Source organism: Nostoc punctiforme PCC 73102 (assembly GCF_000020025.1).
Taxonomy (GTDB): domain Bacteria; phylum Cyanobacteriota; class Cyanobacteriia; order Cyanobacteriales; family Nostocaceae; genus Nostoc; species Nostoc punctiforme.
In genome coordinates this window covers 5642890-5657561 of record NC_010628.1, presented here as the reverse complement: position 1 = coordinate 5657561, position 14672 = coordinate 5642890, and the positions used below count along the sequence as shown (strand labels likewise).

Annotated in this window: 14 protein-coding genes and 1 tRNA gene; 7 read left to right on the top strand and 8 right to left on the bottom strand. The window is 43.2% G+C overall.

Features of this window, described 5'->3' with window-relative positions; all coding sequences use genetic code 11:
• The first annotated feature begins 6 nt into the window (after nt 1-6).
• From NPUN_RS22975 to NPUN_RS39385, 4 genes are all read left to right on the top strand, one after another.
• Nucleotides 7-684 carry an ABC transporter ATP-binding protein gene (locus NPUN_RS22975; protein ID WP_012410873.1) on the top strand — a complete coding sequence of 226 codons (678 nt, stop codon included), beginning with the start codon at nt 7-9 and terminating at the stop codon, nt 682-684.
• 288 nt (nt 685-972) lie between these two features.
• On the top strand, nt 973-1524 hold the full coding sequence (locus tag NPUN_RS22970) for an NYN domain-containing protein (RefSeq protein WP_012410872.1): 552 nt from the start codon (nt 973-975) through the stop codon (nt 1522-1524).
• A 144-nt stretch (nt 1525-1668) separates the two neighbouring features.
• Nucleotides 1669-1740 (top strand) — tRNA-Asn (locus tag NPUN_RS22965).
• A gap of 24 nt (nt 1741-1764) precedes the next feature.
• Nucleotides 1765-1908 carry a hypothetical protein gene (locus NPUN_RS39385; RefSeq protein ID WP_234710966.1) on the top strand — a complete coding sequence of 48 codons (144 nt, stop codon included), beginning with the start codon at nt 1765-1767 and terminating at the stop codon, nt 1906-1908.
• 573 nt (nt 1909-2481) lie between these two features.
• Here NPUN_RS39385 and NPUN_RS22960 read toward each other — a convergent pair.
• Both NPUN_RS22960 and NPUN_RS22955 read right to left on the bottom strand, forming a co-directional pair.
• Nucleotides 2482-3603: a lipase family protein gene (locus NPUN_RS22960; RefSeq protein WP_012410871.1), complete on the bottom strand. Its 1122-nt coding sequence runs from the start codon at nt 3601-3603 to the stop codon at nt 2482-2484.
• Nucleotides 3604-4378: 775 nt separating this feature from the next.
• Nucleotides 4379-5170 (bottom strand): hypothetical protein, encoded by a 792-nt coding sequence (locus tag NPUN_RS22955; protein WP_012410870.1) that lies wholly within the window; start codon nt 5168-5170, stop codon nt 4379-4381.
• Nucleotides 5171-5541: 371 nt separating this feature from the next.
• Between NPUN_RS22955 and NPUN_RS40930 the strand changes: the two genes are divergently transcribed.
• Both NPUN_RS40930 and NPUN_RS22940 read left to right on the top strand, forming a co-directional pair.
• A complete protein-coding gene (locus NPUN_RS40930; protein WP_012410869.1) occupies nt 5542-7266 on the top strand; it encodes an AAA family ATPase in 1725 nt (574 codons plus the stop codon).
• A 391-nt stretch (nt 7267-7657) separates the two neighbouring features.
• Nucleotides 7658-8026, top strand: a complete 369-nt coding sequence (locus NPUN_RS22940) for a hypothetical protein (RefSeq protein WP_234710965.1) — start codon at nt 7658-7660, stop codon at nt 8024-8026.
• Nucleotides 8027-8127: 101 nt separating this feature from the next.
• On the opposite strand, the gene NPUN_RS22935 is transcribed toward NPUN_RS22940, so the two are convergent.
• Complete coding sequence (locus NPUN_RS22935) at nt 8128-8967, bottom strand: M56 family metallopeptidase (protein ID WP_083782425.1); 840 nt, start codon at nt 8965-8967, stop codon at nt 8128-8130.
• Entirely contained in the window at nt 8967-9386 is a 420-nt protein-coding gene (locus tag NPUN_RS22930; protein WP_012410866.1) for a BlaI/MecI/CopY family transcriptional regulator, read from the bottom strand. Before NPUN_RS22930 ends, NPUN_RS22935 begins: the two co-directional genes overlap by 1 nt.
• A gap of 489 nt (nt 9387-9875) precedes the next feature.
• On the opposite strand from NPUN_RS22930, the gene NPUN_RS22925 reads away from it, so the two are divergent.
• The gene (locus NPUN_RS22925; RefSeq protein ID WP_012410865.1) at nt 9876-10616 is read left to right on the top strand and encodes a 2-phosphosulfolactate phosphatase family protein; all 741 of its coding nucleotides are present in this window, start codon (nt 9876-9878) and stop codon (nt 10614-10616) included.
• A gap of 243 nt (nt 10617-10859) precedes the next feature.
• On the opposite strand, the gene rfbD is transcribed toward NPUN_RS22925, so the two are convergent.
• From rfbD to NPUN_RS22905, 4 genes are all read right to left on the bottom strand, one after another.
• Entirely contained in the window at nt 10860-11750 is an 891-nt protein-coding gene (gene rfbD, locus NPUN_RS22920) for a dTDP-4-dehydrorhamnose reductase (protein WP_012410864.1), read from the bottom strand.
• Nucleotides 11751-11786: 36 nt separating this feature from the next.
• Nucleotides 11787-12332, bottom strand: a complete 546-nt coding sequence (gene rfbC / locus NPUN_RS22915; protein ID WP_012410863.1) for a dTDP-4-dehydrorhamnose 3,5-epimerase — start codon at nt 12330-12332, stop codon at nt 11787-11789.
• 116 nt (nt 12333-12448) lie between these two features.
• Nucleotides 12449-13525 carry a glucose-1-phosphate thymidylyltransferase gene (locus NPUN_RS22910; RefSeq protein ID WP_012410862.1) on the bottom strand — a complete coding sequence of 359 codons (1077 nt, stop codon included), beginning with the start codon at nt 13523-13525 and terminating at the stop codon, nt 12449-12451.
• A 78-nt stretch (nt 13526-13603) separates the two neighbouring features.
• Entirely contained in the window at nt 13604-14671 is a 1068-nt protein-coding gene (locus NPUN_RS22905; RefSeq protein ID WP_012410861.1) for a glycosyltransferase family 4 protein, read from the bottom strand.
• Nucleotide 14672 lies beyond the last annotated feature (1 nt).

Sequence of the window (14672 nt, the reverse complement as noted above, 5' to 3'; positions counted from 1 at the left end):
TGACAAATGGCTCAAGTGGGCATTGAGGTCAAGGATTTAAATTTCAGTTGGCCTAATGGAGAGAAAGTTATCAAATCTTGCTCTTTAGAAGTACCCAAGGGTGAGTTTTGGATGCTCTTGGGTACAAATGGCAGTGGAAAATCTACTTTACTGAGACTTCTGGCGGGGTTATTAGCTCCTGAATCTGGCGAAATTCGGGTTCTGCACCCCGTTGGCTTTGTCTTCCAAAATCCAGATCATCAACTGGTGATGCCAACGGTTGGTGCTGATGTGGCTTTTGGATTGGTGGAAGAAAAGTTGCCACCTGCTGCTACCAGAGCAAGGGTTGAGGAGGCACTAGGAGCGGTGAATTTGCTTACCCTCCAACGCCGGCCTATCTATGCACTCTCTGGGGGACAGAAACAACGAGTGGCGATCGCTGGTGCGATCGCCCGTCGCTGTGAAGTCTTATTATTAGATGAACCCACTGCCTTACTAGATCCAGATAGCCAGTTGGATTTAGTTGCTGGTGTCCGTCGCCTTGTAAAAAGTCGAGGGATTACAGCCCTTTGGGTAACACATCGATTAGATGAGTTAAATTACTGTGACGGCGCTTTCTTGCTAGAAAAAGGCTCTTTGGTTGATAGTGGTGAAGCCCAACGTCTTAAACAACGTCTGATGGAGGTACACAGCGAAGCCTCTTAATTCAGTGCTGTTAGCGATAGCGGGGCGTTTAGCCCGTGCTGAGTAATGAGTGCTGAGTTAATAAGTAAAATTCATTGTACTTAGTACTCCTGAATACTAATAAAAAAGAACTGTAACGCGCCTTTTAAACAAGGGCGCGTTTTAAGTTGGTGCGTCTATCTGAGGTTTGAGTTTTGTGAGGCTGCCGTATTTTTTATTCTGTGTAGCATAGTGTTACAGACAATGCATCAATTATTATAAAACTTATGAATGAATTTTGTTAACTCTAGAAAATTGTGATTAAAAACCATGCCCCGTTCCTTACTCCAAGCCGTTTTGTTAGTGGACGGCTACAATATAATAGGCGCTTGGCCTTGCCTTAAAAAAACGCGTGATAGCGTTGGACTAGAGGCTGCACGGGGCGAACTTGTGGAAGCGATGACTGGTTATAGTGCGTTTCAAGGTTACACAACTCAGATAGTTTTTGATGCCCAATATCAGAATAGCTCTAGTAATAAAGAAATTATTACTGAGCTTTTATCTGTTTATTACACTGATTTTGGGCAAACAGCAGATACTTATATTGAAAAATCTTGCGCTTCTTTTCGCCACCAAATAGCCCAATCTTTGGTTTCTCGTGTGATTGTTGCTACATCAGACCGGGCACAGCAGTTGATGATACAGGGGTATGGAGCTGAATGGTTGTCGGCACAACAACTTTGTGGGGAAGTGGAAGCTACCGTCTGCCGGATGCGACAAAAGTATCATACGCGCAAGCAATCTAAGAGTAGGTTTTTAGCTAATGCTATTGATGCTAAGGCGCGGCAGCGTCTGGCTGAATTACGAATGGGATTACAGTAGATATTTAGTATCTAAAAGTCTCTGCTTAAGTTCCTGAATGGATTTTGGCTGCAAAAATTATCTAAATTAAGTTTCTAAAAAAAATATTGGCGAAAGTACTTGCCAAATCTTATTTTTAGCCCTACTATTATAAATCGTGAGTGGTCCTCAGTAGCTCAGTGGTAGAGCGATCGACTGTTAATCGATTGGTCGCTGGTTCGAATCCAGCCTGGGGAGTTTATCAATTTCGGATTTTAAATTTTGGATTCTAGATTATCCATTAGAGACTTATGGTCGCTTGACTCGACTGTGACGTTTCTGAATCATGCGTCTTTTGGTGCTTGTCCTAAACAAGTACTGGAGTTTCAACAAAGACTGCGTAGACGCAAAGCGGCTTGTCGTTAGACATCGCAGCTCGAACATGAACCCTTACGCTTTTTTGGTAGGGAATGGGAATCTCTGCTAGACGATACAAGCAAAAAAAATTACCTGCGCCGATCCTTCCAGTTACTATCTATATCCCAAATTGCTTTTAAAATATCGCGTGCATATTCAGGGAGTTTTGAAGAGCAAAAATTTATGCCTTTCTGCCCTCCAGCAATTTTTATTAGTCTGCCTAGCTGAACTACTCGTTGCTTTGTCTCGGCAGAGATTTTAATTATTTTCCTATCTTCTGCAAATAGGCATCACCGTGGTCGGCTAGCAGGATTATAGCGATATATAATCCTGCTACCTGACCACGGTGACACCTGAACGCTTGCAAGGGGAAATTAAGAGAAAAAAACGACTCCTAAAAATTCAGAAGTCGGTTAAAGAAAAGTTAGTTGTTATTTAAGGCAAGGAGGACAAAAGGCTTAACTACACTGCCTCAAATTTCCATTTGAAGTGATCGGCTTGCTGGTTAGCCCATTACAGAACATTGCTTCCATTGGCAGTTTTCTGTGGGGTAATTCATGCAACGTGATAGTTTTTTAAGGGTTACTCATCTACATCAGGGTTCGCAGAGTATTCCAACAGTTTACTAATCACGCTCTCGATAGCCTCTTGTTGATCTTCCTCTTGAAGCCTTAAATCCGGCGGGAGTTGTTCAGTATTTACAATAAACTTTGTTACTTCTGATGGAAAGTTCAGTAAATCGAAGTACGCGTCTATATGTTGCTGTTTAGCCTGTGCCAGGAATTGCAGGAGTCCATTGATATCTATATCTGACACAGACACATTTTCTTTTGCCAGTGCTGATTTTAGAGCGGACAACTGAACATCTAGCTCTACTTGCTTAGAACTTGTTTCTGGAGTCTGTTCTATAGGCCGTAACGTACCTTCTAATGGAGGGGTTAGCCGCTCAAGGTGGGTATAATATCTTCCGACTGACAACAACTTACCTATGTTCACGAATTTCTCAATAAGAGGGTTAGAGGGGATTTGAGGCTCGTAAAGGCTGGGAATTTGACTCAGCAGTTCTGGTTTCCAGGCATGGGGAACAATATCGAGACTATTCCAAATGCGCGTTGTTGTGTTGCCAAGTTTCAGCCTATAGCGTTCTGCAAAATAATAATTGTCTGGTGTAGGGTCAGCAAATGTAACAACCTTTAATGTAGCTCGATTATTTGGATCCCATGTTGATTTTTTCTCATGCAAAGCAAGTGCTAGGACAGGAGACAATGCACCACCTAGACTAGCACCTGTTAGTAGAATCTCTATGTTTTCGTCCGCTTCTTTTAACAGGTCTGTGAGAAAGTCAATGATAGTTGTAGACGAGCCTGGATGTGGCCTCAAGAGATTGTCCAGACCTATCTTAGTTCCCATAGAAATTTTGGGTTGAAACTGTGGGTCGTTCTCAGCATAGTCAGCCCAATCCGCTAGTACTGCAACATACAAATCTTCAACCAACCAGTTCTGAAGAGACTTAGGATTCGTACCAGCAACACCAATAACGTACTTATTGCCTTGCTGTGCCACATAAATTGCATTAGTTGCATATTTATTGAACGGAGGCCGAGCCAGATAAACAAAAGGCCCCCATACCCGGTTCCACTTCCCAATAACTTCTGTAAGCTTCGAGTTTTCCCCCAAGTAAAAATCTATGCGGCGAGCGAGCAAATCTTCCAACTCCTGAGCAGGATTTGGAAATATTCCAGGTTCATCACCAGACGGTGGTACAAGTTCACCCGCAATTAGATTAATTATCCATCCAAGTGCCCACGCTGTCTATTTCTCAACAAGAGCCAGATTTGGTGCTGTTGTAGTTACCATAGTTTAACTGTTGAAATTAGTAGATATTGAACATAAGCCAGGCTTTTCCACTTTCTATCAACGCATAAGTAACAGAATCGCCTGAAAAAATTGTTCTGATCGTCAGCTTTTCCAAAACAATTTAATTAACATTTATAGAGATTTATAAACTTGATTAAATTAGCCTTTAGTTAGATTAACTAAATCAACTTTTGGTTGTACGAATATATTTGTTGTTTTAGATAAAAAATTTCTCGACATATTACAAATCACCCCAATCAAAATTCAGGAAGCGTCGAGCATTCAGCTTGGTATATTTTTCAGTATGTTTAATATCGCGGTGTCCCAGGAAGTCTTGAATTTATCTGGTGTTATAACCCTGATTCACCAGATAATAATCGCAGACATGGCGCATCATGTGACAGTGAACTTTGATATCAAGATCAGCCTGTGCCGCCAGTCACCCAATCAGCTTTCGCACCGCATCAGTGGACATCACCTCACCGCGTTCAGAAACGAAAATATATTTACCCTAGAGCAACATCTCTCTGAGTTCTTTAAGCAAAACTAATTCATCATCTCTCAAGGGATGCACCCCAGAATCACTGACAGGAGGTAAGGTTCTAAAGGGGTTGCTCTCAGGTTAATCTAGTTTCAAGAAAGTGGCGATCGCATCAACGGTCTGTTCTGCACTTTTAGCAGTAAACATTGGGCCAGCAGCCAAATAAATATTCTTGTCAGATACCGAGTTTAAGACGATATTGTAACTGGTCGAATTTGTGCCTGTTACTGTGTCAATTGCGACTGCATCCATATTCAGACCTGATATTTCTGAAAGTTTAGCTTCAACTACTTTTTTAGAAAACCAACCTTCACGTTTAATAGTTGCTTTGTCAAGGGTTTTATCGAAAATGCAAATAATTATGTTATTCATCAGCATATAAATAATGCAAACAGCGCCACTTGCAATCAAAAATAAACCTAGAGGATAAGTCCACAAACGACTATCTTCATAAATCGTTAACTTTGCTTTTTGTGAGTTTTTAAGAAAGGCATTAATTTGTGCAGCCTTAGATTTCTTCTGAGTGCTGTTTGCATTTACTAAATCTATGGAAATTGAACCATCTCTTGTCAGAAGTAGCAAGGGATAACTATTCCCAGCACCAGTCGTACTAGTGTCTAGTTTTGCACTTAGCACCTCTTTGAGTTTCCAATTTTTAACTTGAGATTTTAAAATACTTTTGGTGATTAATTGGCAACTTTGTTGAGTGGGTTCAAACCGATTACAAGTAAAAGTAGTTGTCTTTGCCAGTGTCGTTATCAACAAAACGCCTCCTGCTACAAAGAGTCCGCCAAAGAACCAGTAGAGGATGGCTGCTGGCTTGAGTTGTAGTTTCAGTAATGTTGAAGTTTGCTCTAAGATTTTGAGTCTCATTGTTGTAACTGTAGTCTTTACTCAAAGCAGCCCACACACAAAATTCAGATTTACGCATCGCAGATTGAAATCAGGACTTACGCAAAATAATGAAAAAACGAACCGCAAAGGACGCATAGACACGTTCGCGGAGCGTCTCGTAGAGAAGTGGCTTCCCGCAGGGTAGGACACAAAGAAATAAGAGTTTGAGAGAGTTATTGCGTAAGTCCTAGAAATGATTTGGTTTTATATCTGGTGTTATAAATCGTTGTGGCTTCTCATGATATGGCAAAAGCACATACCTAAGAACTAGATCGCAAAGACATTATCAGGCTAGTGGTATTCTTTTAGGTGATTGCACTTAAATTGCTGAAACTAGGATAACGCTTTACATGACTTCTGGAGCGCTGCCTGCCAATCCTTTTGTCGCTGCGGGGATGATTGAAGACCCCAGGCTGTTTGTCGGTCGTAAAGATGAATTACACGCGATCGCATCTCGGATGAAGGGCGATCAGCCTACAAGTATAAATATAGTTGGTGAGAAGCACATTGGTAAATCTTCATTGCTGCATTATTTCGTTCTGACTTGGGAGCAGCGAGTATTAAACAGCAGTAGTTATGTGGTAATTTACCTACCGTTACGGGGTGTAGATTGCCAAACTGAAACGGGTTTCTATGAGGCTGTAGCTGAAGGTTTACTCAGTCATGTTCAGGGATGGCAACAACGCAGTCTGCAAAATTGTTGGAAGACTAAACCGCTTAATCGTCAAGCTTTTTCAGATGCGGTTAAGGAATGGAAACAGCAACGAAAGCTACCCGTTCTCTGTCTGGATGATTTTGAAAGCCTTTTGAAATATCCCGATAAATTCGATAATGGATTTTATGACAATTTGCGATCGCTGATGGAGAGCAACGCCTTGATGCTAGTCGTGGCATGGATTTTCGGTGTGTTGCGGGTTTACTTCTGGTTGCCAGAATTACTGTGGATACTCACCCTGTTCTTATTGTTTCCCAATGGAAAGCGAGTAAATTGTTTGCGATATCTGCCCCCTCGCTTCGATGAATTGATTATTTTGCCTCTGCCTTTCATGGATATGATGATTGTAGAGGCTTATCGAAAGAACCCAGATGCTGCCCGTGAGACTATTAATTATCTAATTACATCCACGAATCAGCAAAAAGTTGCAGCACAGGCAATTTCTGGTATTGCTGTAGATATTCTCAATCGTTGTCAGAGGTTGACCGATATTCTGGAGATTGCCAACCAACTAGCGTGGATTCCCTCACCACCGCCAAAGGAACTTGGCGTTGTACTACCCGAATTTTTGGATATTAGTCAGAATGTACGGGCATCAGAGGAAGCAACTTCACCTCATCGTAAATATGAGTTACTGAATATTCCCATCACTGCATTACGCCAACTGGGGCAAAGTCTAGCTTTGACAAAAGATGCTAGCGTTGCTGTCTCTTTTGGCAATACTGCACAAAGCTGGCTAACTATATTAGAAACGGCGCAGTGCACTTTAGAGGAACAGGCACAGCAATCAAAAGAAATTCGACAAGTTTATATTGCTGGTAACTCGCTAGACTACGAAACACCAAAGGATCGTTTTAAAGGGCGAGTTGACATATTTCGGGAAATCGAATCTTTGACACTTTCTGAGCAACCGCTAGTGTTGTTACTCTATGGTGGGCGGAGGACAAGGAAAACTTCAGCGCTGAAATATCTCCTTTATAGAATACAAGCAAATATTGTACCTTTGCTGGTAGATTTACAAGGAGCACCATCAGCCACAACATTAAAAGGATTAGCTGAGAATTTAGCTCAACAAATTATCGAAGCTGCACGGCGATTACCTCGCAAAGTATACTTGCCTAATCCAGATGCCAGTAAACTAGCTGAAGATCCATTTTCCGCGCTGCAAACTTGGTTAGCAGAAATAGAACGTAACAACTCCGGTAAGCAATTTCTCCTCTGTTTGGATGAATATGAACGCCTGGGTGAGGTGGTGAAGGCAACAAGCAGCCGTGCGCCACTCAATTTTATCCGTAATCTGCTGCAACATCAACGCCAGTGGATTTTACTTTTTAGTGGTTCGCAGGAGTTATCTAGGTAGGCGTTCAGTATTTTCGGGAATTATGGAAGAGTTTAACAGATAGCGATCGCTCTCTGCTACGCCGGATAATCCACGGGGAAACTCCCACACCGCAAGATAAAGGCGTTATCCGCAAACTAACGCGAAAAGAAATCTTGACTCAAGAAGGCAATGCTTTTCAAGTGCCTTTAGTACAAAAATATATAGAACAGTTGCTAGAAGAAGAGTAATATAACAACCCTATAGTGGTTCTCGCTTGGGTGCAGTACATTTTTGACCTCTCTCCAAACCTCTCTCCTTTTAGGAGAGAGGCTTTGAATCCTACTCCCCTTCCCTTGAAGGGAAGGGGCTGGGGGTTAGGTCTGTATTCCATGCAATTGGAAACCGCTATATTCAAAATTTTCATCGTGATGTGGCAACCGACATCGCTACAGACATAACCAATGTCGCTACAGTCATGACGGAAGTTGCTACAGCCTGCGCGAAACACGAAAACGTCAAAGCGGAAGTCACTACAGGGAAGGCAGAAGTTGCTACAGCCTGCGCGAAACACGGAAACGTCAAGGCGGAAGTCACTACAGGGAAGGCAGAAGTTGCTACAGCTTGCGCGAAACACGGAAACGTCAAGGCGGAAGTCACTACAGGGAAGGCGGAAGTTGCTACAGCTTGCGCGAAACACGGAAACGTCAAGGCAGAAGTTCCTACAGGGAAACCGGAAGTTGCTACAGACACAACTGATGTCGATAACGTCGTAGCTTTGGGCTGTAGTGGCTTTTTATAGCAGTTGAAATATAGTTTAGAACATAAACCGATCGTAAAACCCCGGCATCAAGACACTTTCAAGCCTATTGCCTGTTCCCTATTCCCTGCTATAAATTCAACTTAACTATGAAATATCACAGACAGTAGAGGTAGGAACGCTAGCAGAAAGCCATGCCAAGATTGTAATTGAGCTTCTGGGGTTGCTTCTGGTGGTGCTAATAGAGCTTCTACTCTTTGTTCTAAACGATCTGCACCAGAGGAACCTAATGCAGCACAGCAAATTTCCGATAAAACGGGGCCACTACTAACTACTAATAAAAGTGATTCCGCTAGCACCAGAGGGTCTACCTGCAATGCAGCATAACCATCAGCACGGAGTTCGCGCAAAGCTAACAGTTCTTCCCACAAAGGCTCTGTATTCGGCAACCATGCAGTGCAAGAACGCACCCAACCCAGCCAGAAAAACCAGAACGTATCCCTGTAATGGTGATGCCCTTGCTCATGGGCTAAAACGCTTTCTAAATGAGCAGGTGAAAGAGTTTGTACTAATCCTTGGCTAACCACTAATTCTGGTTGCCAAAAACCGATTTGACCTGCAAACAACGCGCCCGTTTGCAGCAGTCTGGCTCGTCTATCGCCAACATTCACTAAGGGGCAGTTACGGGCAGACTCTACAGACTGCCAACCCTGAAAAGCAAGTTTAATGCATGAAATGGCAAAAAATGCCAAATAAATTAATGCTAGTAAATAGCTAATTGAGCCTGTATACATCCCGCCCATTTGTCCTTGAGGCCCCATGAACAGCACAGCGATCGCAGTCATGAAAATTAACAAGGGCGGGAAAAGGAACAAAAATAGCGATCGCTGCCATCGCAGATTCCAATTGCCTTGGGGTTGATTCCAGGCGGATCTTAACCACCAGGCAACTGCCAAAGCATTCAAAATCATTATCAGATGCATCATTGTTCCTCCCTGGCTTGGCGTGCAGATTGAATCCGTTTGGCGATCGCTGCTATTTGTTCACTAGCTGCTTCATCCAGACTATCAGCAAAGGCAGCAACAACATCGGGATTCCCCACTGCTAGAAATCGCTGTAACTGCTCGTGAGCTTTGATCACTTCTGATTGTTGCTTACTCAGCATTGGCCGCCAATAGAATGCCCGCTCCTTTTTGTCGCAGGCCAGCCAACCTTTATCAGTGAGGCGACGTAAGACGGTGGTGACAGAAGTATACGCTAATTCACGGTTGGGATCGGTGAGGATGCGATCGTGTACATCCTTGACTGTGGCTGAACCAAGTTCCCAGATAATATTTAAAATTTCCGCTTCCAACGGGCCTAAAGATAGTTGTTTAGGGCGATAGTCGGGTAAAGGTGCCATAGCAATTTCAATGGGGAGTGGGGAGTGGGCAGAGACGCGATTAATTGCGTCTGTACTGGGGAGTAGGGAATGAGTAAATATTTGTCCCTTAGCGCTGTAACCTTGAAACTGTAACTTTTTCCCCTTTTAGAAGGTCTGTTCTTGTTTTAGATTACAAGATAGTGCAGCAAGTCTGAAAGTCTGAAATCATAAAAATGGGCTTTTTCAATATTGATTAAGGATTGAAAAGAGGCAGAAGGGAGGGGTGCTGTTCCTGCTAGGGGTATAAACTCTTCTCCTTTGCCCCCCGGTTACTGAGCGCAGTCGAAGTATGCATCCCTGCCCCCTTGCTTTTTCCCCAGTCCCCACTCGTATCTATGTATTGAATAAGATACATTTTGTATTTTGATGGTAAAAAATGTTCCTGGAATAATTGTGATTATAGTTAGTGACACCAACTGGGTAGAATGTTATTTTCGGCAGTAGTATTAAAACAGGTGTATCCAGCCCGTGAAGTTATTCTTATACCACACTCCTGAATTGACTCCAACGGATAAAGCGCCAGAATGTGCGATCGCAGTCGATGTCTTGCGAGCCACTAGCACAATTGCGACTGTCTTGGCATCTGGAGGCGAAGCTGTACAAGTATTCAGCGATTTAGATCGGTTAATTGAAGTTAGCGAAAAATGGCCCCATGAAAAACGTCTGCGGGCTGGAGAACGCGGCGGTGCGAAAGTAGCTGGTTTTGAGTTGGGTAACTCTCCCCTCGACTGCACACCAGAATTAGTACAAGGGCGGCGTTTGTTTATCAGCACTACAAATGGGACTCGTGCTTTACAACGGGTACAAGACTCCCCAAATGTATTAGCAGCAGCCTTGATTAACCGGGCGGCAGTGGTGCAATTCCTTTTAGATAAGCAACCAGAGACAGTGTGGATTGTCGGTTCAGGTTGGGAAGGTAGCTTTTCCTTAGAGGATACAGTTTGTGCGGGTGCGATCGCTCATAGTATTTGGCAGCAAACCCAGTTGTCACCTGAAGAAATCGCTGGTAATGATGAAGTAATTAGTGCGATCGCTCTTTACTCTCAATGGCAAGATAACTTATTAGGATTACTTCACCAAGCTAGTCACGGCCAACGATTGTTGCGTCTTGACTGTCACGAAGATTTAAAATATTGTTCCCAAACTGATATTTTAGATGTCTTGCCCATACAACATGAAACGGGAGTATTAAAAAGTCAAAAGAAATAGGACGTGGGGAAGAAGCAAGGGTGCAGGGGAGCATACTTCGACTGCGCTCAGTAACCGGGGGAGCAAATGAGAAATTGCAGTAAGTTTTTCCCCTCTGCCCCTCGGTCACTGAGCGACTTGCCTTGACTTGTGCCGAGTGAAGCCGAGGTAGCGAAGTCGAAAGGAGTCGAAGTGCGTACCTCTTGCCTCTCTGCCTCTTATGCCCAATGCCCAATGCTTCTTTGCACCTCTGCCTCTTGTGCCCTATTCCGCATACCCAATTTTCAAATCTGCAAGCATTTGCCGAAGTCTTTGTCGCCAATGGGAAGGATAAGTCCCTACAATTGCGGAAATTTTTCCACAAGCAAGGACGGAATAAGCAGGGCGACGGGCTGGTGTCGGATATTCGGCAGTTGTAATAGGGACAATATGTTCAACTTTTAAAGGGAAGCCTAGCTGTTGGGCTTCTTCAAAAATGGCAACTGCAAAGTCATACCAGCTAGCAACACCGCTATTAGTGTAGTGATAAGTGCCGCCAATTTTTGGGGTTAACTGGGGAATCGTCTGGGCTATGACTGTGGCTATATCTTGCGCCCAAGTCGGGCTACCAATTTGATCGGCGACAACACGGAGTTCTTGACGTTCTGCACCTAGTCGCAGCATGGTTTTGACAAAGTTACTTTTGCCAAAGGTTCCATAAACCCAAGCAGTACGGAGGATTAGGTGATGGGCGCAAGTTTCCCGAATTGCTTCTTCTCCAGCAAGTTTGGTTTTACCATAAACACTCAAGGGATTAGTCGCATCGGTTTCCTGGTAAGGGCGATACCCATTACCATCAAAAACATAATCTGTCGAAATATGAATTAGAAAAGCTCCTAATTTTTGGCTTTCTTGGGCAATAATTAGGGGCGCAGTAGCATTAATAGCGCTAGCAAGTTCGGGTTCGCTTTCTGCTTTGTCCACAGCAGTATAAGCAGCGGCGTTAATGATGATTTGTGGTTGCTTGGATCTGATGATGCTGCGGAGGGTATCGGGTTGGGCAAGGTCTACTGTTGGGCGTGCTACTGAGATAATATCGCCATAGGATGGGAGTATTTGTTGCAGTTCTTTACCTACTTGACCGTTGCTACCAATCAGCAAAATTGATTTACTCATCCTAATTAGTTCTCGAACCTAACGCAATCATCAAGCTTAATCAAATACTTCAGCAGTTCTCAAATATTTACCGGCTTGGTCTTTAGCTGATAAAATCGGTGACGCACTCAGGGGCCAATCTATAGCTAAATCTGGATCGTTCCATAGAATTGTGCGATCGCCTTGGGGTGCGTAGTAATCTGTAGCTTTATAGAGAACTTCGGCTACTTCTGAAAGCACAAGAAACCCATGAGCAAAGCCTGGTGGTATCCACAATAGACGTTTGTTCTCAGCACTGAGTTCATAAGCTACCCATTTACCGAAGGTAGTCGAACTTTTTCTGATATCTACGGCTACGTCAAAGATAGTGCCAACAACAGCCCGGACAAGTTTACCTTGGGGTTGTTGGATTTGGTAATGCAATCCCCGCAGAACGTTTTGTTTAGAGCAAGAGTGGTTATCTTGGACAAAGTTGGCAACAATACCAGTCTCTTGGGCAAATTTCCGATCGTTGTAGGCTTCAAAAAAGAACCCGCGATCGTCTGCAAATACTTTGGGTTCTAGTTGTAGAACTTCGGGAATTTTGGTCTGTACAATACTCATCAATATTATTTCGAGTAACCCGCCACAGTTTTAATTGTGAGAGTAATTTAATGCTTGTATTTTACAGCTAGCAGGTAACACTTCGACCGTGGCTTTTCCTTTTTTCAAAAAGTAAATCAGGTTAGTTCAATTTGACAGTCATCGCCAATTAGAAATCGCAAGGCTTTGGGGCGGCGAGGTGCAAGAGTCAATTGTGCCCGTTGCCCAATCACACTATCAATAATACGCTGATGAATTCCGGCAATTTTAGCGCCTTCTAAAATCACACTATGCTCTAAATCAGTATCAATCAGTGTCGCATTGTTAGCAATACTACTATAAGGGCCAATAAAGCAGTTTTCTAAATGACAATTGCTACCAATGACTACTGGTCCCCGAATTGTGCAGTTAATTACTTGAGATTTTGCACCGATTTGGACTCGTCCAATAATCTGACTTTGGGCATCGATTTCGCCAAGAACTGATGCTATCAAATAGGTATCGAGAATCAATCGGTTAGCTTCTAATAAGTCATCTTTCTTGCCAGTATCTAACCACCAACCTTTGAGATTGTATGCTAAAACTTGCTTTTCCTGATTAATTAGGTATTGAATAGCATCAGTAATTTCCAGTTCGCCTCTGGCAGAAGGTTGGATATTTGCGATCGCATCAAAGATGAGGTGAGAAAAGAAATAAACTCCTACTAATGCCAGATTTGAAGGAGGAACTTTGGGTTTTTCAATTAACTGTAATACCCGTCCTGTATCATCTACCTCAGCCACACCAAAGGCGCTAGGGTTGGCAACTGAACGCAAGAGAATCAAAGCATCCGGCTGTTGCTGGCTAAATTGTTGCAGAAAGTAACGTAACTCACCTAGTTGAATAAGGTTATCGCCCAAGTACATGACAAAGGGAGAATTTTCTAAAAACGGACGGGCGATTTGGACGGCGTGAGCAAGTCCGAGTGGCTGCTCTTGGACGATGTAGGTGATGTTTGCTCCAAAGTATTCTCCATTTCCAGTTTTCCCTTGAACTTCTGCTCCAGTTTCCGGGCTGATGATGATGCCAATATCAGTAATCCCAGCAGCGACCATTTCTTCAATGCCATACCATAAAACAGGTTTATTTGCAACTGGTACGAGTTGTTTGGCTCCGCTATAAGTAAGGGGACGTAGGCGTGTACCTTTTCCACCAGAGAGAATTAGTGCTTTCATAGGGATTTTTCATTTTTCATTTGTTATTCTCCGTGTTGCCGCGTTCTCTAAGTCCCTGCCTTACTCAACGGTATTATTTTACATGTACCGGGATAACACTTCGGCGGTTGCTTTTGCTGTTTTTTCCCAACTGAATTGTTGGCAGTGAATAATACCTTGGCTAGAAAGGTGCGATCGCAGTGCCGAATTAGTTGCAATAACCTGCATTGCCTCTGTAATTTCTACGGTGTTGTATGGATCGATCAGAATCGCCGCGTCTCCAGCCACTTCTGGTAAGGAGGAGAGATTGGAGGTAATGACGGGAGTACCACAAGCCATTGCTTCCAGAACCGGTAAACCAAAACCTTCCCATAGACTGGGGAACACTAGAGCGATCGCTTCATTAATAATTTTTGGTAATTCGCTATATGGTACATAGTCTAGGAACTTTACCTGATTAGTTATAGATAGTTCCTCAACTTGCGTTTTTAAAGTCGGGGTGTAACGCAAATCACTTGGCCCTACTAACCATAGTTCATAGTCTTTGTGGTTAGGTAACGCAGCAAAAGCAGCGAGCAGTCGCTGGATGTTTTTGTAAGGCTCTTGGCGGCCAATGTAGAGAAAGTAGTTGCGGGTAGCTAGATTGAGAGGACGGAAGTGAGTGCGATCGTAAGCGAGGAGGATGGGCGTAATTTTGTTTGCAGGAATTCCGTAAAAGTTAGTGATATCCTCAGCCGTAGTCTGGGAGATGCAAATAATGTGTTGCGCTTGCTTAAGGACTTGGGGAGTGTAGTAGCGGTGGTAAGGTATGAGTGGTGAAAAGCGCTTGGGAAAGCGCAACGGTATCATGTCGAAAGACGTGATTACAAAACGACAGTTGGTATAAAGAGGTGCTTCCGGAAGTGGGGAGAATAAAAGACTAGATTTGAGGTTATTATAAATTTTTGGTAGTTTAAATTGTGTCCATCTCAGGCGGCGTAAATGACCTTTAATACCTTGTTCTGACGTTTGATTAACAGGAGTTTGATAGGAATTATAGTTAGGAAAATATTGTGAAGTTAAAAGTGTTGGTTGAAGTGGTTTTAAGTGAGGTAAAAGATTAAAAGCATAAGTCGTAGTCCCTGTGGGTTTAGTAAGTATAAATGAAAGGTTAATTAATAAAGACATA

What these genes read in the sequence shown, in the direction of transcription:
- NPUN_RS22975 (WP_012410873.1), top strand. Translation starts at nt 7, where the DNA reads ATGGCTCAAGTGGGCATTGAGGTCAAGGATTTAAATTTCAGTTGGCCT.
- NPUN_RS22970 (WP_012410872.1), top strand. Translation starts at nt 973, where the DNA reads ATGCCCCGTTCCTTACTCCAAGCCGTTTTGTTAGTGGACGGCTACAAT.
- NPUN_RS22955 (WP_012410870.1), bottom strand. Translation starts at nt 5,170, where the DNA reads ATGAGACTCAAAATCTTAGAGCAAACTTCAACATTACTGAAACTACAA.
- NPUN_RS40930 (WP_012410869.1), top strand. Translation starts at nt 5,542, where the DNA reads ATGACTTCTGGAGCGCTGCCTGCCAATCCTTTTGTCGCTGCGGGGATG.
- NPUN_RS22935 (WP_083782425.1), bottom strand. Translation starts at nt 8,967, where the DNA reads ATGCATCTGATAATGATTTTGAATGCTTTGGCAGTTGCCTGGTGGTTA.
- NPUN_RS22930 (WP_012410866.1), bottom strand. Translation starts at nt 9,386, where the DNA reads ATGGCACCTTTACCCGACTATCGCCCTAAACAACTATCTTTAGGCCCG.
- rfbD (WP_012410864.1), bottom strand. Translation starts at nt 11,750, where the DNA reads ATGAGTAAATCAATTTTGCTGATTGGTAGCAACGGTCAAGTAGGTAAA.
- rfbC (WP_012410863.1), bottom strand. Translation starts at nt 12,332, where the DNA reads ATGAGTATTGTACAGACCAAAATTCCCGAAGTTCTACAACTAGAACCC.
- NPUN_RS22910 (WP_012410862.1), bottom strand. Translation starts at nt 13,525, where the DNA reads ATGAAAGCACTAATTCTCTCTGGTGGAAAAGGTACACGCCTACGTCCC.
- NPUN_RS22905 (WP_012410861.1), bottom strand. Translation starts at nt 14,671, where the DNA reads ATGTCTTTATTAATTAACCTTTCATTTATACTTACTAAACCCACAGGG.